The organism is Citrobacter sp. MGH100, assembly GCF_001034465.1.
GTDB lineage: Bacteria > Pseudomonadota > Gammaproteobacteria > Enterobacterales > Enterobacteriaceae > Citrobacter > Citrobacter youngae.
The window spans coordinates 519,660-540,825 of record NZ_KQ089800.1 but is presented as its reverse complement, the minus strand read 5'-3'; the positions used below and the strand labels follow the sequence as shown (position 1 = coordinate 540,825).

Genomic DNA, 21,166 nt, shown 5'->3' with positions numbered 1-21,166 from the left:
CTCTCCCTTAGCGAATATTCAGCAGTGCATCAAAGAGCGAATTCGCCGTTTGCAGTACCTGAGCGTTGGCCAGGTAATACTGCTGATAACGCTGCAAATTCCCGTACTCTTCGTCGAGGTTAACCCCGGAAATAGACTGTTGCTGATTTGAAAGCTGCGTGACCACGTTGTTTTGCGTGGTGCTGCTGGTTTTTAAGGTCGCCGTTTTGTTCCCGACATCGCTCACCAGCGTAGCGTAAGCATCGTTAAAGGTTTTATTCCCGATGGTTGCCTTGGTTTGCAGATCCAGCAGTTTCTGGCCGTTACGGTTATCGCTTTTACCTTTATCAACATTGGGATCAGTGTCATTTTTGGACACTTCAGCCATGGCGATTTTCGACTCATCGGTCACCGCCACTTTCATATTAATAATGGCGTCACCCACGGGTTTCACCGTAAAGCTGTCATTTGCCAGCGCACCATTTTTGACGGTGATTTCCAGCCCATCAAACGACATTTTTCCGCCAGTAACCGTCGGCTTAAAGCTGGTATTGTCAGCCAGACGGGTTACCTGCCAGTCAGTACCATCAAACGTAATTTTATAGTCGGTTGCCTGCACCGACGAGCTATCCGTCATTTTAACATCAAGCGCACCGGTCCCTTTATTCTTCGTATTGCTAAGGACTGCCGGGCCACCAATATCGAAAAAGTTTTTGCCCGGGTCGCCGTTGGCATCAAAACCTTCTTTGTGCTGCGTGTTAAACGCATCAGCAAAGGCGAGGGCCAACTGACCAAGGGTATTACGCGTCTGGTCGAGTTCCTGCGAACGGAACGTCAACAGCCCGCCCAGCGAACCGGTCGTGATCAGTTTTTCCGGGATGGCAACTTCTCCGGCCACGCCGTCAACATAAGCGACGGTCGTGCGAGAGGGATCATCGCTGGAAGGTACAGCAGCCAGTTGGCGAGCATTGCTGCCTTGCACCAGCGAATAGCCATTCGCCATGGTCACGTTGTAGGTGCCGCCGTCCTGAATGCTGACTTCCACACCGACAATCTTGTTCAGATCACTCACCAGTTGATCGCGCTGATCGAGTAGATCGTTAGGTGATGCACCCGCACCAACGCCGGTCAAACGGGAGATTTGGTCGTTAAGGCTGGCAATTTGCTTCGAATAGTTGTTGATTTGATCGACGCTGGCCTTAATCGCAATATTGACCTGCTTATCCTGATCGCGCAGATATTGGTCCGTCGTTCTGAACTGATTGACTAAGCCATCAGCTTTACCGATAAGTGCCTGACGCGCCGCCGGATCTTCTGCGTTACTCACCAACGTCTGCAGGCTGGTAAAAAAGCCCTGCATCGACGTTGAGATCGAACTGGTTTTGCTGGCGAGCAGGTTGTCGATTTTTGACATTTGCTCGTAACGTGTCGTCAGACCGCTGCTCTGGTTCTGCGCCGCACGTAACTGATTAGTGATAAATGAGTCATACTCACGCTGTACGCCAGAAACATAGACACCATTGCCGACCCAGCCCCCCGCACCCAGCGTGCTGTTCGCTTGCGCCATAATTGTCGTTTGTCGGGTATAGCCGGCAACGTTATAGCTGGAGATGTTATTACTGGCAGTGTTCAACGCGGCCTGCGCTGCGCTGAGTCCACTCATCGCGTTATTAATCAAGCTGGACATGGAGGTTCCTTGTAATCCTTCAATACTCGGTATTATCGGCAGCAGGTCAGCAGACTTGAGCTATTTAAAAGAGATTATCGAGATTCGTACTGTAGGTTTTACTCACCTTTTCGCTCATCGATTTTAGCTGCTGGATCATGCTGGTTAATTTGCGCGCATAGTTAGGGTCAGTGGCGTAACCCGCATTCTGCAATGCCTGGGCACCCTGCTCTGCGGTCGAGGCACCGGTCACCGCTGCGTAACGCGGATTGCGGGATATCAGACCGACATAATCCGACAGTGCTTCAAGATAGGAGCTATAAACACGGAATTTCGCTTTCACTTTTTTCGCCTCACCGTTTTCGTATTCGGTGGTGGTGATTTCAGTGGTCGGCCCTTTCCAGCTTCCCGAGGCTTTCACACCAAAAATGTTAAAGCTCGGCTCGCCGTTCTCCCGTCGAATTTGTCGTTGCCCCCACCCGGACTCCAGCGCCGCCTGCGCCAGAATCAGATGATGAGGAACCCCACTCTGCTGACTGGCCAGTTTTGCCGGCAGCGAAAGTTGAGCCAGGAAGTCTTTACTGTCACCCGACAGCGGCTCATCATTGCTTTCCGTCGCCCGGGGAATGGCTTTACGCACCAGTTGCGTCAGCGCCTGATTTTGATAGCTGGTCACCGTTTCCAGCGAGAACTTCATCGGCACCTGCGGCGCATCATCCGCAGGTTGCACCTGCCCTTCGGTCATCTGCTTGACCATCATTTCAGCCAGCCCCAGACCTTTTCCTGCCGTCATCTGCTGGGCGATCTGTTGGTCATACATGCTGGTGTATAAACGCGTGGAGTCGCTGCTAAACACACCGTCTTTTGGCAACGCCTCGCGCATACTTTTCAGCATCATTTGCACGAACATCCCTTCAACCTGGCGGGCGACCGGGCGGATATTTGCCGCCGGGTCCTGACCCGCTTTCGCTTTCAGTTCGTTCAGTGATTGTGCATCCCAGGCGGCGCTGGTCAGCAGTTTGCTATCACCAATCATCAGATGATTTCCAGTTTGGCGCGCAGACAACCCGCACTTTGCATGGATTGCAGGATAGACATCAGGTCCATCGGTGTTGCTCCCAGCGCATTCAATGCACGTACGACGTTGTTCAGGTTGGCGCTGGAACGAACGCTCTGCAACGAACCACCGCTCTGGCGCAGATCGATCTGCGTTTGTGGCGTCACCACGGTTTGTCCACCACCAAACGGTGTATCCGGTTGGCTGACATTCGCCTGGCGGTTAACCGTAATCGACAGATTGCCTTGTGCAACAGCGCAACTATCCAGCGTCACCTCGCGGTTCATGACCACCGATCCCGTACGGGAGTTAATAATCACCTTCGCGTCCTGCGGCGTGACGTTCACTTCCATATTCTGGATATCCGCGAGGAAACGTACCTGCGAGCTATTGCCATTCGGGACGCGTACCTGGATCGTGCGTGCATCCAGCGCTGTTGCGCTGCCAAAGCCGCGCGAGCGGTTAATGGTGTCGGTAATTTGCTGCGCCATGGTGAAATCTTCATTATTCAGCTGCAAATTAATGGTGTTACCGCCGCCGAACTGGCTGGGTAATTCGCGTTCGATGGTCGCGCCGTTGGTAATACGTCCGCCATTGAGCTGGTTCACCTGCACGCTGCTACCACCCGCTGCGGCTCCTGCACCACCGACCAGAATATTCCCCTGCGCCAACGCATACACCTGGCTATCGACCCCTTTCAGCGGCGTCATCAGCAGCGTTCCGCCGCGCAGGCTTTTGGCGTTACCCATTGAAGAGACCACTACGTCAATGGTTTGCCCCTGACGACCAAAGGCCGGGAACTGCGCGGTGACCATTACCGCTGCCACGTTTTTCAGCTGCATATTGGTGCCGGTAGGCACGGTGATCCCCAACTGCGACAGCATGTTATTCAGCGTTTGTGTCGTAAACGGTGTCTGGGTGGTCTGGTCACCCGTACCGTCCAGCCCGACCACCAGCCCGTAGCCTATCAGCGAGTTTTCCCGCACGCCCTGCACGCTGGTCAGATCACGAATGCGATCGGCATGCGCAAAGGTGGTAGCCAGTACCAGTACCATTCCAACAAGAGTTTTAAACACTGGATACCCCGCTTACATCGGCGATAAATTAAGGAAGAAACGCTGCAACCAGCCCATATTCTGCGCTTCATTGATATAGCCGTTACCGACATATTCAATACGCGCATCCGCAACCTGCGTTGACGGTACAGAGTTGCTGCCGCTAATGGTGCGCGGGTTAACAACCCCAGAGAAGCGAATGAATTCAGTGCCCTGGTTAATGGCGATCTGTTTTTCACCCACGACATGTAAATTGCCATTCACCAGTACCTGGTCAACCGTCACAGTCAACGTACCACTGAAGGTGTTCCTGGCGTTCGCGCCGCCTTTGCCGTTAAACGAGTTGCCGCCAGAAGCCTCTACGTCGGCGCGCTCGTTGCCAAATAATCCCTGCAGGTAACGTGGTACCGTGTCAAACCCAAAGTTAGTTTTGCCATCACGACTGGCATTCGCCGAGGAGCTTTTGCTCGCACTAACGTTTTCCTGCAATACGATAGTCAACGTATCGCCAATATTGCGCGGACGGCGGTCTTCAAATAACGGCTGGTAGCCATAATTAATCGGCTGCGCAGACTGAAATATTGATCCATTCGCCACCGGCGTCGGGCCTGGAACTGGCTGGGCAGTCGTCGCGCCCTGCACGAGCGGAGTGGCCGGGATCCAGGCGCATCCTGTCAGTGAAACCACCAGCAGGGCCAAAATCGGGTATGGGTGAAGCGCGTATTTTCGCATTGCCTTCATCTTCAAAATCAGTGCGCCGGTGAGGTTTTCACCCCACCGGACGTCACTTTAGAGTTGCGTCAGTTTCTGCAGCATCTGATCGGTGGTCGATACCGCTTTACTGTTGATTTCATAAGCACGTTGAACCTGGATCATGTTGACCAGTTCTTCCGCCACGTTGACGTTAGAGGTTTCCACATAACCCTGGTACAACAGGCCCGCACCGTTCAGCCCCGGTGTGCTTTCGTTCGGTGCGCCGGACGATTGCGTTTCGGTGTACAGATTCTCACCAATACTTTCCAGACCGGTATCATTCATGAAGGTCGTCAGGTTGAGCTGTCCCACCTGAACAGGCGCAGCCTGGCCCTGCTGAGTCACACTGACAATACCGTCGCGTCCAATGGTGATGCTCAGCGAGTTAGCCGGAATAGTGATTGCAGGCTGCACCTGAAACCCCCCCGCCGTTACCAACTGACCGTTCTGATCCACCTGGAAAGAGCCATCACGGGTATAAGCTGACGTGCCATCTGGTAGCATGACCTGGAAAAACCCCTGGCCTTTAATCGCCACATCTTTACTGTTGTTGGTCTGCGACAGGTTGCCCTGGCTGTGTAAACGTTCGGTCGCAACCGGACGCACACCGGTACCAATCTGCAAACCAGACGGCAGCGTTGTCTGTTCAGAAGACTGAGCGCCAGGCTGGCGAATCGTCTGGTACAGCAGATCTTCAAACACCGCACGCTGGCGTTTAAAACCATTAGTACTGACGTTTGCCAGGTTGTTGGCAATCACATCCATGTTGGTTTGCTGCGCGTCCAGGCCGGTTTTGGCGATCCATAATGAATTGATCATAAAATGTCCTGTATTAACTCATCGACAGCAGTTGGTTGGCACGGCCTGCGTTATCATCCACGCTACTGATAATCTTCATCTGCATTTCGAAGCGGCGAGCGCTGGCGATCATATCGCTCATCGCGGCAACCGGTTTGACGTTACTGCCTTCCAGTACGCCCGACATCACGCGGATGCTGGGGTCGGCTTGCAGTGTCGGTCCCCGGGTAGCCTGCGCTGCCGCACTCAGACGGAACATACCGTCATCACCACGTTGCACTTCACTTCCCGTCGCTTTAACCAGCTTCAGACGTCCTACTGGCGCCACCGTATTCGCAGGATCGCCGGGGTTGAGCGCCGAAATCGTTCCGTCAGCGGCGATAGTCACTTCCGACCCTTCCGGTACCGCTATAGGCCCAGCTTCGCCGATCACCGGATGTCCCTGAATGGTCAGTTCACCGGTTGGACTCACCTGAATTGCGCCATTGCGGGTGTATCCTTCGCTACCATCGGCGGTCTGCACAGCCAACCAGCCATCCTGCTGCAAAGCCACATCCAGCGGACGGGAGGTATAATCCATCTGGCCTGGCGTCATATCGGCCCCAGGCGTTGAGGCGACCACCAGCGTACGCGTTGGCAGCGAAAGCCCTTCTACGGGAACCGCACGCAGCGCGTTGAGCTGAGCACGAAAACCCGGTGTGGAGGCATTTGCCAGGTTGCTGGCCGTCACCGCCTGTTGATTCAGCGTCTGACTGGCCGCGCCCATGGCGGTATATATTGCGTGATCCATTAAGCCATCCCGTCAGGCGCTTAGCGCAGGTTGACCAGCGTGTTAAGGATCTGATCCTGGGTTTTGATGGTCTGCGCATTCGACTGATAGTTACGCTGAGCGACGATCATATTCACCAGTTCTTTACTCAAATCCACGTTAGAAGCTTCCAACGCACCGTTGGTCAGCTTGCCGAAGTTACCCGTACCCGCGGTACCCAGCAGCGCCACACCGGAAGCCTGAGTTGCTGCCCAGACGTTATCGCCCTGAGACGCCAGACCTTCGTTGTTGGCAAAGTTTGCCAGCACGATCTGTCCCAGAACCTGTTTCTGTTCGTTGGAGTAGTTACCGACTACGGTACCGTCATTGTTAATCTGGTAGCTCACCAGATCGCCCGGTTTGTAGCCGTCCTGGTTAGTGGCAACAATGTTGTTTGCACCGGTGTTCTGCTGCATGGAGTTCTGGAAACTCATTGCGAAGGTGACGGCCGGTGCGCCATTGAGCGCAGCTGTGGTGATGTTGAATGTACCGCCGCCGATTAGCGCCCCATTGGTATCAAATTCCAGCGTGGACGTCGGTGCGGTTGGTACAGCAGCCTTAGGATCGCTGCTATCAATGGTATAGACAGCCCATTTGTTATCAGGCTGTTTTACAAAATAGGCGTTAACTTCGTGGGCATTGCCCAGGCTGTCATAAACGGTGACAGGGCCTTTTTTGTTATAGCTGTCAGCATCTTTCGGATCGAACTTTGTCGTTGTCGGGATTTTATCCGACGAGTTCAGGTTGATCTGCATTGAGGCCTTGCTGGTTGCCTGTGCCGCCATCAATGTATTGGGGATCGTGATCGGCCCCGGGTTCGCACCCTGCTGAACTGTCGGCGGCGTACCGGTCGCCGGATAGCCCGTCAGTTTCAGTCCCTGCATGTTAACGATATTACGGTTTTCATCGAGCTTGAACTGACCGTTACGGCTGAAGAAAACAGAACCATTGCTGTCAACCATACGGAAAAAACCGTTCTGGCTGATAGCCACATCCAGCCCACGTCCAGTGTTGGTGGTGGTACCATCGGTAAAGTCCTGGGTAATACCCGCAACTTTAACGCCCAGACCCACTTTAGAACCGGCGAACATATCGGCAAAGGATGCCGTACCGGATTTAAAACCGTAAGTGGCGGAGTTGGCGATGTTGTTACCAATGACATCGAGGTTGGTCGCTGCAGCGTTCAGACCGCTGACCGCTTGTGAAAAGGCCATGACTTACTCCTGATAAGTGTGAAGGCTTAAATTATCTGCCGTACTTCGTCGAGGGTGGTGGTTCCATAGGTGCCCAGGTCCAGCGTATTACCGCCGTTACTGCGGATAACACCCTGCACCAGCGCAAACTGTAGAGGCTGCGCCACAAGTTGCGTTCCGGCGTTGCTGGCCGCAATCGAAACGTTATACGAACCGCTCGGCGCATCCGTGCCGTCCGTCATGGTGCCATCCCAGGTAAAGGTGTGAACGCCCGCTTTCAACCCGCCAATATCAATGGTGCGTACCACCTTGCCGTCTTTATCGGTAATGGTTGCGGTAACCTTATCTGCCGGTTGCTGCAGCTCAACGCCAAACGGCGTCGTGGTCGTCGTTGCCCCTTCTTCCGCACCTTTACCGGTCAGAATGGTGGTCCCCGGGATCATGACGCCATGACCAATCAGCGTACTGGCCTGTAACGACTGGCTGCTATCGATCTGTCCGGAGATCGATCCCAGCGTGGTATTCAATTTTTCAATGCCGCTTACGGTACTGATTTGCGCTAACTGTGTAGTCAACTCATTGTTTTGCAGCGGGTTGGTCGGGTCCTGATTTTTTAACTGCGCGACCAGAAGCGTCAGAAAGCTGCTTTGCAGATCAGCCGCGTTGCTCCCTGTCAGCGAACTTTTGCCAGTGGCAGCATTAACACCCGACGTACTCGGGTCATTCATTTTTACAGCAACGGACATGTGCGCCTCCTTTACTGGCCCAGCGTCAGCGTTTTAAGCATCAAGCTTTTTACGGTATTGAGCACTTCAACGTTTGCCTGATAGCTGCGTGAGGCAGACATGGTGTTAACCATCTCGCCGACCACGTCGACATTCGGCATTTTTACGTAGCCATTCGCATCCGCCAGCGGATTGCCCGGCTCATAAACCAGCTTGTCCGGCGCCTGACTTTCAATGACGTCAGCGACTTTTACGCCACCGGTTGCTGCGCCTGGCGCTGCATCGACCTGAAAAACAACCTGTTTTGCGCGATACGGCTGACCATCAGGTCCGGTCACGCTATCGGCGTTCGCCATGTTGCTGGCAGCCACGTTCAGACGCTGAGACTGAGCCGTCAGCGCAGAACCTGCGATATCAAAAATATTGAGCAACGCCACGGGTTAGTTCCCTCCTTGCAGCACGTTCATCATGCCCTTGATTTGCCCACCTAACGCGGTAAGCCCCATCTGGTACTTCAGGCTGTTATCCGCAAACTGCGTACGCTCCCGGTCCATATCCACCGTGTTGCCATCCAGAGACGGCTGGTCAGGAATGCGATAGAGCAACTCCGTAGATGGCGCCGAGACAGTCTGGGCAGGAATGTGTTGTGCAGAGGTCAGCGTCAACGAAACACCGCCGGTTTCTTCCCGCCCGCGCACCATGACTTTTTTTAATTCACTGGCGAAATCCAGGTCGCGCGCCTGATACCCCGGCGTGTCGGCATTGGCAATGTTGGCCGCTAATATTTCCTGGCGTTGGGCGCGCAAATTCAGCGCTTCCTGTTGAAAACGTAAGGCGGCGTCGAGCTTATCGAGCATATCTCCTCCGCAAATGACAAAATTCAGCCGACAGCTTAAATCCCATCACGCGCGCGTTATCGCCGGAATAAACGCAAAATGCGTCGCTATTTGTTGCGTTGATGACTGCGTCACACAGGTAGAATCCTGCCACTACCTGAAAAAGCGCGAGGTTTTGATGCAAACGTTTAAACGTGGAATAGTTGTGGCAGCACTGCTGTTCAGCCCTATGACGCTGGCACAAGACCTGAATTCGCAGTTAACCGCGTGGTTTTCCCAGCGCCTGGCCGGGTTTAGCGATGAGGTGGTCGTCACTGTCCGTACGCCGCCAAACTTGCAGCCCAGCTGTGACCAGCCTGCGCTGAGCGTGTCCGGCAGTGCGAAACTGTGGGGTAACGTGAACGTACTGGCCCGCTGCTCCAATGAAAAACGCTATCTGCAGGTCACTGTGCAAGCCACCGGCAACTATGTTGTCGCAGCGGCCCCTGTTGCCCGAGGAAGCGCCCTGAACTCGGCCAGCGTAACGCTAAAACGAGGTCGTCTGGATCAACTGCCGCCTCGCGCCGTACTGGACATTAATCAGGTTCAGGATGCCGTGAGCCTGCGCGACCTGGTTCCCGGTCAGCCAATCCAGCTCACAATGTTGCGCCAGGCATGGCGGATAAAAGCGGGTCAACGCGTGATGGTTATCGCCAACGGAGACGGCTTTCGGGTCAATGCCGAAGGTAAAGCGCTCAACAATGCAGCCGTCGCGCAAAACGCACGAGTGCGGATGATTTCGGGTCAGGTGGTGAGTGGAATCGTCGATTCTGATGGGAATATTCTTATTAACCTATAATAGGTTAAAGATTTTTTAGCGAGTGCCGATAGATAATCAACCAATGATTAAAGCGGGTCGCTATAGCGTAACCCCTCGATGAGGATAGAAAAAATGAGTATTGATCGTACCTCACCATTGAAGCCAGTAAGCACTGTCCAGCCACGCGAAACCAGCGACTCGCCGGTACAAAAAGCGCGGAAGGAAAAAACAGCGACGACAAACAGCACCAGCGTAATGCTGAGTGACGCTCAGGCCAAACTGATGCAGCCCGGCACCAATGACATCAACATGGAACGTGTCGAAGCGCTGAAAACCGCGATCCGTAACGGCGAGCTGAAAATGGATACCGGAAAAATTGCCGACTCGCTGATCCGCGAGGCACAGAGCTACCTACAGAGTAAATAAAGTATGACTCGTTTGTCAGAAATACTTGATCAGATGACGACCGTCCTCAATGACCTGAAAACGGTGATGGATGCTGAGCAGCATCAGCTTTCTGCAGGGCAGATCAACGGTAGCCAGCTACAGCGAATTACAGAAGAAAAAAGTTCTTTGCTGGCCACCCTCGATTATCTGGAACAGCAGCGCCGCCTGGAAAATGATGCCACGCGCAGCGCCAATGATGAGATTGCTGAGCGCTGGCAGACTATCACCAGGAAGACACAGCATTTGCGCGATCTCAACCAGCACAATGGTTGGCTGCTCGAAGGGCAAATCGAACGCAATCAACAGGCAATTCAAGTGCTGAAACCGCACCAGGAGCCGACGCTGTATGGCGCGAACGGCCAGACCTCTGCGGCACATCGCGGCGGGAAGAAATTCTCTATTTGATGATTGCCTGATGGCCTTGTGCTTATCAGGCAACGCTATTCTGTTGGCCGGATGCGGCGTTGCGCCGCCATCCGGCATAGGATGTTCATTACGCCGTCCGGCGTACAAACTCTTTCACTTTAAAGCCCAGCACGGCGAGAGCAGCAAAGTAAGCTGCAATACCTGCCACCACGACGGCCATCAGACGCAACAAACGCCATAACATCGTACCTTGAGACCAGTCCGGCATCATGTAAAGCATCCCTACCAGCGCGGCCGACATCACCAGCACAGAAATCACCAGTCGCATCAGGAACCAGGCCCAACCCGGTTGGGGAGTAAAGATTTTCTGCTTACGCAACTGCCAGTACAGCAATGACGCGTTCAGACACGCTGCCAGACCAATCGACAGCGACAGCCCGGCATGCTTCAGCGGCCCGATAAACGCCAGGTTCATTACCTGGGTCATAATCAGCGTTACAATGGCAATCTTTACCGGCGTTTTAATATCCTGGCGCGAATAGAAACCTGGAGCCAACACTTTCACCACGATCAAGCCAATCAAACCAACCGAGTACGCCACCAGCGCACGCTGGGTCATGGCAGCATCAAAGGCGGTAAATTTACCGTACTGGAACAGAGAAACCGTCAGCGGTTTAGCCAGAATACCCAACGCTACGGCGCTCGGTAATGCCAGCAGAAAACACAAACGCAGGCCCCAGTCCATCAAACGGCAATACTCGTCATGATTACCGCTGGAAAAGCTTTTGGACAGCGATGGCAGCAGGATAGTCCCCAATGCTACGCCGAGTACGCCAGACGGAAACTCCATCAGGCGGTCGGCATAGTACATCCATGAAACCGAGCCGGAAGCCAGAAACGAGGCGAAAATCGTATTGATGATGAGAGAAATCTGGCTGACAGAGACCCCAAGGATCGCCGGGCCCATTTGCTTCACGACGCGCATCGCCCCGGCATCGTGGAAGTTCACGCGCGGCAGCACCAGCATGCCAATTTTCTTCAAATGTGGAAGCTGATAAACCAATTGCAGCACACCGCCCACGGTGACAGCCCACGCCAGCGCCAGCACCGGCGGATGGAAATAAGGCGCGGCAAACAGCGCGAAGCCGATCATACTGATATTCAGAAACGTGGGCGCAAACGCCGGAATGGAAAAGCGGTTCCAGGTGTTCAGGATTGCCCCCACCAGCGAAGCCAATGAGATCAGCAGAATATAAGGAAAGGTAATTCGCAGCAGTTGGGTGGTCAGTGTGAACTTATCTGCAGTATCGGCAAACCCTGGCGCGGTGACCATTATCACCCACGGCGCAGCAAGCATCCCGGCCACCGTGACGACGGCCAGCGCCAGCGTCAACAGCCCGGAAACATAGGCGACAAACACGCGGGTGGCGTCTTCGCCCTGCTTACTTTTGTATTCGGCAAGAATCGGTACAAACGCCTGAGAGAACGCTCCCTCAGCAAAAATGCGGCGCAGCAGGTTAGGAAGTTTGAATGCCACAAAAAAGGCATCTGTCGCCATCCCTGCGCCAAAGATTCTGGCGACAATCGCATCACGCGCAAAACCCAGCACACGTGAGAACATCGTCATCGAGCTGACGGCTGCCAGCGATTTTAATAAATTCATCTATGTTGTATTCCAGACTCTGAGGCAGAACCCCGCATAATCAGCCCATTTACCGGATAAGACATAAGCGCCGATATCCGATAATTTCGCAGTGCCTGCTGGCAACGCCTTTGCGTCTTATCAAGCCAACAAACCAGTCAAGGGCTGAAAAGAGGTGTTATTTTTGAGTTGGCATATAGTACCTGGATTACATTGAATTACTACCGCCAGATGTTACAGGGGGTTATTCCGCCATCGCCTCCCGCCACAGCATTTCAACAACGCGCTGGGCCTGTAGCGCCTGTTCGCCTGCCGTCTGCGGAACCGTCTGATTTTGCACGCACTCAATAAAATGGCGTGCGCATCCGGCAAAACCACGCTGTTCCAGGGTGGTTTGCCAGCCTGCTACCGGCTTGTGCACTACGCCTTGCCCACGTTCCTCACGCCATTCACGCATATCCGTAACGTCAATCAGGCCACCGTCCGTCACCGCCTGCACACTCTCGCGTTGGCTACCAGCACGGCGGTGCATACTGGTGGTTATCTGTAGCTGATCGGCAGAAAAATGATGTTCAGCATAAAGCATTTCACCGATGTCATTTGTTAACAGCGTGCCGCCATTAAGTTGAACCTTTCCTCCTGCCAGCCACAGCGCGGTGTCTATCACGTGCAGATAATCATCCAGCAGCGTAAAACGCAGATCGTGCGGCCCGACGCTGTTCGTACGGTGCTTGTCCATACGGACTGACGCCGCATTGCCCAACTGCACCTGTAGATCCTGATACAGCGGCGCAAAGCGACGATTAAATCCAACCATTAGCGTCAGTTTTTTCCGCGCCGCCAGCTCCACCAGTTGTTCAGCTTCGCGCAGATTTTCTGCCAGCGGCTTGTCCACACAAACATGAACGCCGGCATTCAGCAACTCACTCACTACGGCGTAGTGAGTGGCGGTACTGGAATGAACGAAAACGGCATCGCAGGTTGCCGCTAAATTCTGTACGGAATCAACGTATGGCATTCGCCAGGTTTCACAAATACGCTGCGCTTTTTCCCGCGAGGGAGACCATGCGCCCTGCAGCGTCCAGTCCGCAGATGCGCCCAACACTGGCAACCATGCCTTTTGCGCGATGCCCCCTAACCCGACCACGCCAATACGCAATTTTCCCACGTTAGTCTCCCAGGTGTGCCAATAACGAATCGAGCCGCTGTTTCAACTCTGCCACTTCGGTTTCCAGCGCTTCAACACGCGCCTGCAAATCTCCGGACGCCGCCTGCGGTTCATCTGCCGCAGCGAGTGACTCATCAACCTCGCCACAAAACAGGTGCATATATCGACTTTCTCGTTTCCCAGGTTCACGCGCCAGGCGGACCACATAAGGGCCATCTTCCCGGGTAGCCAGTTTCTCCAGCGTCGACTCCACTTCCGCCATATCGCTGAACTCATACATGCGGGATGCGCGGCTACGTAATTCACCCGGTGTTTGAGCGCCACGGAGTAACAGCGTGGTGATCAATGCCACTTCACCCGCGCTAAGCTTAAGATTGCCAAACTCTGAATTACAGAACCGCTGTTCGTATTTGGTCACGCGATTACCAAAGCCGCTAACCGTACGCAGAAAATGCCTTTTTACCAGGTTATCAAGCTGATCCTGCACGTCGGCTTCCGATAGATTCATCACCGGTTCACGGTTGGTTTTTTGATTACACGCGGTCACCACACCATTCACGGAAAGGGGATATTGTTCCGGTGTAGTAACCTGCTTTTCTAATAAGCAGCCAATCACACGGGCTTCGGTGGCGGTTAATTCGTATTTCATCGTCTTCTCCATTATTCAGGCCGTGCGCCTGAAACTTAGCGACCGGGGGTCCATTCTGATGTTGTCAACGCCGTCAGCACATGATCGCGCCACTGTCCATCAATCAGCAGATAGTCTTTTGCATATCCTTCTTTCTCAAAGCCGAGTCGCGCCAGCAAATCGCCGCTACGCTTATTGTGTGGCATGTAGTTCGCCATAATGCGGTGAATATGTTGCGTCCGCTGCACATAACGAATAGCGGCGGTCAGGGCTTCGTACATCAGCCCCTGCCCTTGCCACTTCTGCGCAATGGAATAACCGAGATAACAGGCGTGGAAAGATCCGCGCACCACGTTCGAGAAGTTCGCAACGCCGATAATTTCTTTTTCGTCAGGATCGAGCAACGCGAAATACCAGGCTGTGCCTTGTTTATGGAATTCAGAGATCATGCTCAGACGCGCCTGCCAGCCAGAGGGGTAGCAGTGGCTTTCATCGCGGATAGGTTCCCAGGGCTTTAAGAAATGACGATTCTCTGCGTAATAATCTGCCAGACGCCAGGCATCACGCTCATGCACCAAACGCACGACCAGGCGGTCCGTGGTTAAGCGCACTTTTGGCACGTTACTGCGATAGCCAAACATTCTATACCTACTCCTTCCCGTAACGTCTTCAATACGCAATTCGCATTACTATACCTGTGCAAATACACCGTGTGAAAAGAGCAAAATGCCATTTTTTGAATTATTCACACTTTTTGATGAAAACTCTCTATCAAGACTGACTTTTGATAAAAAAATATTGTCCCGCCAAGGGTGGGAAAAGCACAAACGACACCGCAGAATAGAAGGTGCTTATCTTTTAAACTCTCCACCGAGTGACGAGTTTTTTCCCTGGAGGGGAAATGTCGCAAGTCTCGCAGGCAAGGAACCTGGGTAAATATTTCCTGCTCATCGATAATATGCTGGTCGTGCTGGGTTTCTTTGTCGTTTTCCCACTGATCTCTATCCGTTTCGTCGACCAAATGGGCTGGGCCGCCGTGATGGTCGGTATCGCACTTGGATTGCGCCAATTTATCCAGCAAGGTCTGGGGATTTTTGGCGGCGCAATTGCTGACCGCTTTGGTGCCAAACCGATGATTGTGACCGGTATGCTGATGCGTGCCGCCGGGTTCGCCACGATGGGGATTGCACACGAACCCTGGCTATTGTGGTTCTCCTGTTTCCTCTCCGGTTTAGGTGGTACGTTATTCGACCCGCCCCGCTCGGCTCTGGTGGTCAAACTGATCCGCCCGGAAAAGCGCGGGCGTTTTTTTTCTATTCTGATGATGCAGGACAGTGCCGGTGCCGTGGTCGGCGCATTGCTCGGCAGTTGGCTGTTACAGTACGATTTCCGTCTGGTTTGCGCCGTAGGCGCGATTTTGTTCGTTCTGTGCGCCGCGTTTAACGCCTGGCTACTTCCGGCATGGAAGCTATCTACCGTGAAGATTCCCGTGCGCGAAGGCATGAGCCATGTGATGCATGACAAACGCTTTGTCACCTATGTCCTGACGCTGGCGGGGTATTACATGCTGGCGGTACAGGTTATGTTGATGCTGCCGATTATGGTTAATGACATTGCCGGTTCGCCGGCCGCCGTGAAGTGGATGTATGCCATCGAAGCGTGTCTCTCTTTAACGCTGCTCTACCCTATCGCCCGCTGGAGTGAAAAACGTTTTCGTCTTGAACATCGGCTGATGGCAGGCCTGCTGATCATGTCTCTTAGCATGATGCCCATCGGTCTGGTCGGGAATTTACAGCAGCTTTTCACCCTGATTTGCACCTTCTATATCGGTTCTATCATCGCCGAACCGGCGCGCGAGACGTTGAGCGCGTCGTTGGCAAATGCGCGCGCACGGGGCAGTTACATGGGCTTTAGCCGCCTCGGATTAGCCATCGGCGGTGCCATCGGTTATATCGGTGGCGGCTGGCTGTTTGACATGGGTAAAGCACTGTCACAGCCAGAACTCCCGTGGATGATGCTCGGCATTATCGGCTTTATCACCTTCCTCGCGCTGGGTTGGCAGTTTAGCCATAAACGCCCGTCACGCGGCATGCTGGAACCTGATGCCTGATAGCTGACCAGACGTCCCGGACTCAATTTCAGTTTTTTCTGCTGGTGCCCGGGCCGCTGGTGCTGGATGCTGCTTTGTGTCACGATTACGCCACAAGTATCATGTTGAGGAACCCCATGAAAAAGATTTTTTTTGCTGCTGCACTGATTGTCAGCGGCCTGTTGGTTGGTTGTAATCAACTCACACAATACACGGTTAGCGAGCAAGAGATTAATCAGGCACTGGCTAAGCATAACGACTTCTCGAAAGATATTGGTCTGCCTGGCGTTGCTGAAGCCCACATCGTACTGACCAATCTCGCCAGCCAGATTGGTCGCGAAGAACCGAATAAAGTGACTCTGACAGGCGACGCCAATCTGGATATGAATTCCCTTTTTGGTAGCCAGAAAGCGACCATGAAGTTGAAGTTAAAAGCATTGCCAGTCTTCAATAAAGAAAAAGGCGCGATTTATCTGCAAGAAATGGAAGTGGTCGATGCGACCGTCACACCAGAGAAAATGCAATCTGTACAGCAAACTCTGATGCCCTACTTAAATCAGTCGCTGCGGAATTACTTTAACCAGCAACCGGCCTACATTCTGCGTGAAGACAGCAGCAAAGGCGAAGCATTGGCGAAAAAACTGGCGAAAGGGATTGAGGTTAAACCGGGTGAAATCATTATCCCGTTCACCGATTAATAAACAACAGGGCGCTAATGCGCCCTTTTTTTTCGTGCAAACGAAAACGTTTCCGCTTATCCTTTGTTTCCGGCAAAAAAGACTATCCTCAGCCGGAGCATATTAATGACTGCACCATCCCAGGTTTTAAAGATCCGCCGCCCAGACGACTGGCACCTTCACCTTCGCGATGGCGACATGTTGAAAACTGTCGTGCCTTATACCAGTGAAACTTATGGTCGCGCGATCGTTATGCCAAACCTCGCTCCGCCGGTCACGACAGTTGATGCGGCCATTGCGTACCGTCAGCGCATTCTGGACGCTGTACCCGCCGGACATAACTTTACTCCGTTAATGACCTGCTACTTAACGGACACGCTGGATCCTAATGAACTTGAGCGTGGATTCAATGAAGGCGTCTTCACCGCCGCGAAACTTTATCCCGCTAATGCAACAACCAACTCGACACAGGGTGTAACCTCGGTCGATGCCATTATGCCGGTACTGGAGCGCATGGAAAAATTGGGGATGCCACTGTTGGTGCACGGTGAAGTGACGCACGCTGATATCGACATTTTCGATCGCGAAGCACGTTTCATCGAAACGGTGATGGATCCCTTACGTCAGCGTTTAACCGCGCTAAAAGTGGTGTTTGAACATATCACGACCAAAGATGCCGCCGAATACGTGCGCGATGGCAACGAGCTTCTTGCAGCAACCATCACACCGCAGCATTTAATGTTTAACCGCAACCATATGCTGGTCGGTGGAATTCGTCCACATCTGTACTGCCTGCCAATACTCAAACGTAACGTTCACCAGCAGGCGCTGCGTGAACTGGTTGCCAGCGGATTCAGTCGTGCATTCCTGGGTACCGACTCCGCACCGCATGCGCGTCATCGTAAAGAGTCCAGTTGCGGCTGTGCGGGCTGCTTTAATGCGCCAACCGCGCTGGGCAGCTATGCCACTGTGTTCGAAGAGATGAACGCCCTGGACCATTTCGAAGCCTTCTGCTCACTCAATGGCCCACAGTTCTATGGTTTGCCGGTGAATGAGACCTTTATTGAGCTGGAACGCGTGGAGCACCTGGTCCCGGAAAACATTGCGTTGGAAAACGATACGTTGGTGCCTTTCCTTGGCGGTGAAACGGTACGCTGGTCAGTAAAACGCTAAAAAAGTGTAGCCTCCCGTTGTCAACTGGCGCAGTTAACTGTATAAATAACCAGTATAAACAACAGGGGGCTATTATGCGTATTGAAGTCACTATTGCCAAAACTTCACCTTTACCAGCCGGTGCTATCGACGCGCTGGCAGATGAACTCTCCCGCCGTATTCATCATCATTTTCCGGATAACGAAGGTAACGTTACCGTTCGTTATGCCGGTACCAACAACTTGTCGGTTATTGGCGCAACAAAAGAGGACAAAGAACGCATCAGCGAAATCCTACAGGAAACCTGGGAAAGCGCGGATGACTGGTTCATCAACGAATAAAAAATGATATGCAGTGATGTTTGTTTGCCGGGTCGCCCCGGCTTTTTTATGCGTGCATCCTTTAAATCAATCTTGCATTCACCACGCTAGCAGATAATTTATATTAAACACATTGATTATCTTTTAATCAAAACACCAAAATAATTGCACAACATGCTAAAAAAAAATGAATGACATGTTGTTTTATTAATCATATAACACTGAAAACAAAAAATTTATGCGCCGCCCTCTTTAAATTTTCAATGAATACCCTTATTTATTGATATACTGAAGTTGCTTCAGAAAAAAACGCATTGAACCTCGAAAACCGTTGTCTAGTAACACGAATTAGGGGGCATGATGGAAAAGAATAATGAAGTCATTCAGACTCATCCGCTTGTAGGATGGGACATCAGCACTGTTGATAGCTACGATGCGCTGATGCTGCGTTTGCACTACCAGACCCCGAATCGTCCGGACCCGGATGGGACTGAGGTCGGTCAAACGCTCTGGTTAACCACTGATGTTGCCAGGCAATTTATTTCGATATTAGAAGCCGGAATCGCTAAAATTGAATCTGGCGATTACCAGGTAAATGAGTATCAGCGACATTAAACCTGATACATCACACCATCAAAAGGCACCTTCATGGTGCCTTTCTTATTTGCAGGTTGAATATTCCGGGTCAGTTATTTACTCTGCTATACCTGTCATACTTCAAGTTGCATATGCGTTGGCTTTATTACTCGGCCCATCCCTGGGATTCGCTGCGTCGCCGCGTGATTCGGCCTTACGGCCTCACCCCTTCGGGGGCGCTGTTCAAAACGGCCCGGGCGTTTGGTCCTGCAACTCGAATTATTTAAGGTATACTATCGCGATTGCAGAGAGAAGCGGATGAAATACGACTTAATCATTATTGGCAGCGGTTCCGTGGGCGCCGCAGCCGGATACTACGCCACTCGCGCCGGTCTCAACGTTCTGATGATCGATGCGCATATGCCACCGCATCAACAGGGCAGCCACCACGGCGATACACGATTAATTCGTCATGCGTATGGCGAAGGTGAAAAATACGTTCCGCTGGTGCTACGTGCGCAAACATTGTGGGATGAACTTTCCGCACAAAATGAAGAGCCTGTTTTTGTTCGCTCTGGCGTTATCAACCTGGGTCCTGCAGATTCGACCTTTTTAGCGACCGTGGCGCAAAGTGCCAAACAGTGGCAACTCAATGTCGAACAGCTGGATGCAGCAGCCATCATGACTCGCTGGCCAGAAATTCGCGTACCTGAAAACTATATCGGGCTGTTTGAAGCCGAATCCGGTTTTTTGCGCAGTGAGCTAGCCATTAAAACCTGGATTCGCCTGGCTGAAGAGGCAGGTTGTGCGCAGTTGTTTAAATGCCCCGTCACGGCAATTCATCACCACGATGATGGCGTAACGGTTGCAACAGCCGATGGTGACTACCACGCGAAAAAAGTTGTCGTCAGCGCCGGCACCTGGGTCAAGGCATTATTGCCTGAACTGCCGATACAGCCGGTGCGTAAGGTATTCGCATGGTATCAGGCTGACGGGCGCTACAGTGTCAAAAACAAATTCCCGGCATTTACCGGCGAACTGCCTAATGGCGATCAATACTACGGTTTTCCGGCTGAAAATGACGAGTTAAAAATTGGCAGGCATAACGGCGGACAGGTCATTCATTCACCTGAAGAACGTAAACCGTTTGCCGCTGTCGCCAGCGATGGTTCGGAAGCCTTCCCATTCCTGCGCGCTATTTTGCCTGGCATCGGCTGTTGTCTGCATGGTGCATCCTGTACTTACGATAACTCGCCAGATGAAGACTTCATTATCGATACGCTGCCAGACCATGACAACACGCTGGTGATTACCGGACTCAGCGGACACGGTTTTAAGTTTGCTTCCGTACTGGGCGAAATTGCGGCTGAGTTTGCCCAGGGTAAACCGTCAGCCTTTGACCTGACGCCATTCAGGCTGTCCCGTTTTAAGCGATAATTGATCAATGGCCTCGTTGGTGAGGCCATTTTAAATGACAGGAATAACATTGATGCGCCGCATCTTTAACTATCTGGTTAATAATATTCGCGAGCATTTCATGCTCTACATTATTTTATGGTCGCTGCTGGCGATTATGGACGTCATATATATTATGTTCTTCTAATCTATATGCGCTGACATTAATTGACAAAAACTGATAATTTCTTAATTTCATCGCAATAAACTGAATAACATAATTTTCATCCTTCCTTGTTTTCAAGCCCTTCTCAATGGCCACTCACACTAACGATTTGATGATTGCGCCTTTAATCAATCAATTTTATTGAAATAAAAACAAATATCATCACCATTGTTATTTATTAGTTGCATTAATGTCTTTTACGCGCCATTTTCATTCACTTCTGAAATATCTAACGGTGTATTTATGCAATTCAATAATAGTCCACAGCGCTATGGCGTGGTGTCTGCCGCATTACACTGGCTGGTCGCTATTGCCGTCTATGGCATGTTTGCTCTGGGTTTATGGATGGTAACACTCAGTTATTACGATGGTTGGTATCACCAGGCGCCTGAACTGCATAAAAGTATCGGTGTGTTGCTGATGATGGGACTGGTTGTCCGCATTGTCTGGCGGGTTGTTTCCCCTCCCCCTGCCGCACTGAAAAGCTATTCCCGTTTAACCCGTATTGCGGCGGCATTGGGCCACCTCACGCTGTATACCCTGCTTTTTTCTATTGGCATCAGCGGCTATCTGATCTCTACCGCAGACGGTAAAGCAATAAGCGTATTTGGTTGGTTCGATGTTCCCGCCACGTTTGCCAACGCAGGCGTGCAAGCCGACATCGCCGGTAGCGTGCACCTGTGGCTCGCGTGGGCCGTGGTGGTTTTATCACTTCTGCATGGGTTAATGGCCCTGAAACATCACTTTATCGATAACGACGATACCCTTAATCGCATGTTGGGAAAATCGTCATCTGACTATGGAGCTTAAA

The 21,166-nt window shown here is 52.3% G+C and carries 25 protein-coding genes; 11 read left to right on the top strand and 14 right to left on the bottom strand.

What is annotated here, in order from left to right; translation table 11 throughout:
- Positions 1-7: 7 nt before the first annotated feature.
- The 10 genes from flgK to flgB form a co-directional block, all read right to left on the bottom strand.
- On the bottom strand, positions 8-1,666 hold the full coding sequence (flgK, locus tag SK32_RS02540; protein WP_048211230.1) for a flagellar hook-associated protein FlgK: 1,659 nt from the start codon (positions 1,664-1,666) through the stop codon (positions 8-10).
- Positions 1,667-1,730: 64 nt separating this feature from the next.
- The gene (gene flgJ / locus SK32_RS02535; protein WP_048211229.1) at positions 1,731-2,681 is read right to left on the bottom strand and encodes a flagellar assembly peptidoglycan hydrolase FlgJ; all 951 of its coding nucleotides are present in this window, start codon (positions 2,679-2,681) and stop codon (positions 1,731-1,733) included.
- Positions 2,681-3,757, bottom strand: a complete 1,077-nt coding sequence (locus SK32_RS02530) for a flagellar basal body P-ring protein FlgI (protein WP_086523801.1) — start codon at positions 3,755-3,757, stop codon at positions 2,681-2,683. Before SK32_RS02530 ends, flgJ begins: the two co-directional genes overlap by 1 nt.
- Positions 3,758-3,790: 33 nt before the next feature.
- Positions 3,791-4,489, bottom strand: a complete 699-nt coding sequence (gene flgH / locus SK32_RS02525) for a flagellar basal body L-ring protein FlgH (RefSeq protein WP_003836756.1) — start codon at positions 4,487-4,489, stop codon at positions 3,791-3,793.
- 57 nt (positions 4,490-4,546) lie between these two features.
- Entirely contained in the window at positions 4,547-5,329 is a 783-nt protein-coding gene (gene flgG, locus SK32_RS02520) for a flagellar basal-body rod protein FlgG (protein ID WP_005129045.1), read from the bottom strand.
- Between the two features lie 13 nt (positions 5,330-5,342).
- Complete coding sequence (locus SK32_RS02515) at positions 5,343-6,098, bottom strand: flagellar basal body rod protein FlgF (protein ID WP_048211227.1); 756 nt, start codon at positions 6,096-6,098, stop codon at positions 5,343-5,345.
- Between the two features lie 20 nt (positions 6,099-6,118).
- Positions 6,119-7,330: a flagellar hook protein FlgE gene (gene flgE, locus SK32_RS02510; RefSeq protein ID WP_048211226.1), complete on the bottom strand. Its 1,212-nt coding sequence runs from the start codon at positions 7,328-7,330 to the stop codon at positions 6,119-6,121.
- A 26-nt stretch (positions 7,331-7,356) separates the two neighbouring features.
- On the bottom strand, positions 7,357-8,055 hold the full coding sequence (gene flgD / locus SK32_RS02505) for a flagellar hook assembly protein FlgD (protein ID WP_040230672.1): 699 nt from the start codon (positions 8,053-8,055) through the stop codon (positions 7,357-7,359).
- An 11-nt stretch (positions 8,056-8,066) separates the two neighbouring features.
- On the bottom strand, positions 8,067-8,471 hold the full coding sequence (flgC, locus tag SK32_RS02500) for a flagellar basal body rod protein FlgC (RefSeq protein WP_045441655.1): 405 nt from the start codon (positions 8,469-8,471) through the stop codon (positions 8,067-8,069).
- Positions 8,472-8,474: 3 nt separating this feature from the next.
- Complete coding sequence (flgB, locus tag SK32_RS02495) at positions 8,475-8,891, bottom strand: flagellar basal body rod protein FlgB (protein WP_003036189.1); 417 nt, start codon at positions 8,889-8,891, stop codon at positions 8,475-8,477.
- Positions 8,892-9,048: 157 nt separating this feature from the next.
- Here flgB and flgA point away from each other — a divergent pair, with 157 nt between their 5' ends.
- The 3 genes from flgA (at position 9,049) to flgN (ending at position 10,521) form a co-directional block, all read left to right on the top strand.
- A complete protein-coding gene (flgA, locus tag SK32_RS02490; protein WP_048212562.1) occupies positions 9,049-9,708 on the top strand; it encodes a flagellar basal body P-ring formation chaperone FlgA in 660 nt (219 codons plus the stop codon).
- 93 nt (positions 9,709-9,801) lie between these two features.
- Positions 9,802-10,095 carry a flagellar biosynthesis anti-sigma factor FlgM gene (gene flgM / locus SK32_RS02485; RefSeq protein ID WP_005129057.1) on the top strand — a complete coding sequence of 98 codons (294 nt, stop codon included), beginning with the start codon at positions 9,802-9,804 and terminating at the stop codon, positions 10,093-10,095.
- Positions 10,096-10,098: 3 nt separating this feature from the next.
- Complete coding sequence (flgN, locus tag SK32_RS02480) at positions 10,099-10,521, top strand: flagella biosynthesis chaperone FlgN (protein WP_048211225.1); 423 nt, start codon at positions 10,099-10,101, stop codon at positions 10,519-10,521.
- 88 nt (positions 10,522-10,609) lie between these two features.
- Here flgN and murJ read toward each other — a convergent pair whose 3' ends face one another.
- The 4 genes from murJ to rimJ form a co-directional block, all read right to left on the bottom strand.
- Positions 10,610-12,145: a murein biosynthesis integral membrane protein MurJ gene (gene murJ / locus SK32_RS02475; RefSeq protein ID WP_048211224.1), complete on the bottom strand. Its 1,536-nt coding sequence runs from the start codon at positions 12,143-12,145 to the stop codon at positions 10,610-10,612.
- A gap of 223 nt (positions 12,146-12,368) precedes the next feature.
- On the bottom strand, positions 12,369-13,292 hold the full coding sequence (locus SK32_RS02470) for a Gfo/Idh/MocA family protein (RefSeq protein ID WP_048211223.1): 924 nt from the start codon (positions 13,290-13,292) through the stop codon (positions 12,369-12,371).
- A 1-nt stretch (position 13,293) separates the two neighbouring features.
- Positions 13,294-13,941, bottom strand: a complete 648-nt coding sequence (locus SK32_RS02465) for a YceH family protein (RefSeq protein ID WP_048211222.1) — start codon at positions 13,939-13,941, stop codon at positions 13,294-13,296.
- A gap of 35 nt (positions 13,942-13,976) precedes the next feature.
- Positions 13,977-14,561 (bottom strand): ribosomal protein S5-alanine N-acetyltransferase, encoded by a 585-nt coding sequence (gene rimJ / locus SK32_RS02460; protein ID WP_005129064.1) that lies wholly within the window; start codon positions 14,559-14,561, stop codon positions 13,977-13,979.
- 260 nt (positions 14,562-14,821) lie between these two features.
- Between rimJ and mdtH the strand changes: the two genes are divergently transcribed.
- The 8 genes from mdtH (at position 14,822) to SK32_RS02425 (ending at position 21,165) form a co-directional block, all read left to right on the top strand.
- Positions 14,822-16,030 carry a multidrug efflux MFS transporter MdtH gene (mdtH, locus tag SK32_RS02455; RefSeq protein WP_048211221.1) on the top strand — a complete coding sequence of 403 codons (1,209 nt, stop codon included), beginning with the start codon at positions 14,822-14,824 and terminating at the stop codon, positions 16,028-16,030.
- Positions 16,031-16,146: 116 nt separating this feature from the next.
- Entirely contained in the window at positions 16,147-16,707 is a 561-nt protein-coding gene (locus tag SK32_RS02450; RefSeq protein ID WP_048211220.1) for a lipoprotein, read from the top strand.
- A 105-nt stretch (positions 16,708-16,812) separates the two neighbouring features.
- Positions 16,813-17,859: a dihydroorotase gene (gene pyrC / locus SK32_RS02445; RefSeq protein ID WP_048211219.1), complete on the top strand. Its 1,047-nt coding sequence runs from the start codon at positions 16,813-16,815 to the stop codon at positions 17,857-17,859.
- A 74-nt stretch (positions 17,860-17,933) separates the two neighbouring features.
- Complete coding sequence (gene dinI, locus SK32_RS02440) at positions 17,934-18,179, top strand: DNA damage-inducible protein I (RefSeq protein ID WP_048211218.1); 246 nt, start codon at positions 17,934-17,936, stop codon at positions 18,177-18,179.
- A 339-nt stretch (positions 18,180-18,518) separates the two neighbouring features.
- The gene (gene bssS / locus SK32_RS02435; protein ID WP_003036154.1) at positions 18,519-18,773 is read left to right on the top strand and encodes a biofilm formation regulator BssS; all 255 of its coding nucleotides are present in this window, start codon (positions 18,519-18,521) and stop codon (positions 18,771-18,773) included.
- Between the two features lie 279 nt (positions 18,774-19,052).
- Positions 19,053-20,171, top strand: coding sequence for an N-methyl-L-tryptophan oxidase (solA, locus tag SK32_RS02430; RefSeq protein ID WP_048211217.1), 1,119 nt, complete (start codon positions 19,053-19,055; stop codon positions 20,169-20,171).
- 52 nt (positions 20,172-20,223) lie between these two features.
- Positions 20,224-20,337: a YceO family protein gene (locus SK32_RS24170; protein WP_071887361.1), complete on the top strand. Its 114-nt coding sequence runs from the start codon at positions 20,224-20,226 to the stop codon at positions 20,335-20,337.
- Between the two features lie 261 nt (positions 20,338-20,598).
- Positions 20,599-21,165: a cytochrome b gene (locus SK32_RS02425; RefSeq protein ID WP_005129081.1), complete on the top strand. Its 567-nt coding sequence runs from the start codon at positions 20,599-20,601 to the stop codon at positions 21,163-21,165.
- Position 21,166: the final 1 nt, after the last annotated feature.

Excerpts from the sequence above, each read along its gene's own strand:
- flgK (WP_048211230.1), bottom strand. The coding sequence starts at position 1,666 with ATGTCCAGCTTGATTAATAACGCGATGAGTGGACTCAGCGCAGCGCAG.
- flgJ (WP_048211229.1), bottom strand. The coding sequence starts at position 2,681 with ATGATTGGTGATAGCAAACTGCTGACCAGCGCCGCCTGGGATGCACAA.
- SK32_RS02530 (WP_086523801.1), bottom strand. The coding sequence starts at position 3,757 with ATGGTACTGGTACTGGCTACCACCTTTGCGCATGCCGATCGCATTCGT.
- flgH (WP_003836756.1), bottom strand. The coding sequence starts at position 4,489 with ATGCGAAAATACGCGCTTCACCCATACCCGATTTTGGCCCTGCTGGTG.
- flgG (WP_005129045.1), bottom strand. The coding sequence starts at position 5,329 with ATGATCAATTCATTATGGATCGCCAAAACCGGCCTGGACGCGCAGCAA.
- SK32_RS02515 (WP_048211227.1), bottom strand. The coding sequence starts at position 6,098 with ATGGATCACGCAATATATACCGCCATGGGCGCGGCCAGTCAGACGCTG.
- flgE (WP_048211226.1), bottom strand. The coding sequence starts at position 7,330 with ATGGCCTTTTCACAAGCGGTCAGCGGTCTGAACGCTGCAGCGACCAAC.
- flgD (WP_040230672.1), bottom strand. The coding sequence starts at position 8,055 with ATGTCCGTTGCTGTAAAAATGAATGACCCGAGTACGTCGGGTGTTAAT.
- flgB (WP_003036189.1), bottom strand. The coding sequence starts at position 8,891 with ATGCTCGATAAGCTCGACGCCGCCTTACGTTTTCAACAGGAAGCGCTG.
- flgA (WP_048212562.1), top strand. The coding sequence starts at position 9,049 with ATGCAAACGTTTAAACGTGGAATAGTTGTGGCAGCACTGCTGTTCAGC.
- flgM (WP_005129057.1), top strand. The coding sequence starts at position 9,802 with ATGAGTATTGATCGTACCTCACCATTGAAGCCAGTAAGCACTGTCCAG.
- flgN (WP_048211225.1), top strand. The coding sequence starts at position 10,099 with ATGACTCGTTTGTCAGAAATACTTGATCAGATGACGACCGTCCTCAAT.
- murJ (WP_048211224.1), bottom strand. The coding sequence starts at position 12,145 with ATGAATTTATTAAAATCGCTGGCAGCCGTCAGCTCGATGACGATGTTC.
- SK32_RS02465 (WP_048211222.1), bottom strand. The coding sequence starts at position 13,941 with ATGAAATACGAATTAACCGCCACCGAAGCCCGTGTGATTGGCTGCTTA.
- rimJ (WP_005129064.1), bottom strand. The coding sequence starts at position 14,561 with ATGTTTGGCTATCGCAGTAACGTGCCAAAAGTGCGCTTAACCACGGAC.
- mdtH (WP_048211221.1), top strand. The coding sequence starts at position 14,822 with ATGTCGCAAGTCTCGCAGGCAAGGAACCTGGGTAAATATTTCCTGCTC.
- SK32_RS02450 (WP_048211220.1), top strand. The coding sequence starts at position 16,147 with ATGAAAAAGATTTTTTTTGCTGCTGCACTGATTGTCAGCGGCCTGTTG.
- pyrC (WP_048211219.1), top strand. The coding sequence starts at position 16,813 with ATGACTGCACCATCCCAGGTTTTAAAGATCCGCCGCCCAGACGACTGG.
- dinI (WP_048211218.1), top strand. The coding sequence starts at position 17,934 with ATGCGTATTGAAGTCACTATTGCCAAAACTTCACCTTTACCAGCCGGT.
- bssS (WP_003036154.1), top strand. The coding sequence starts at position 18,519 with ATGGAAAAGAATAATGAAGTCATTCAGACTCATCCGCTTGTAGGATGG.
- solA (WP_048211217.1), top strand. The coding sequence starts at position 19,053 with ATGAAATACGACTTAATCATTATTGGCAGCGGTTCCGTGGGCGCCGCA.
- SK32_RS24170 (WP_071887361.1), top strand. The coding sequence starts at position 20,224 with ATGCGCCGCATCTTTAACTATCTGGTTAATAATATTCGCGAGCATTTC.
- SK32_RS02425 (WP_005129081.1), top strand. The coding sequence starts at position 20,599 with ATGCAATTCAATAATAGTCCACAGCGCTATGGCGTGGTGTCTGCCGCA.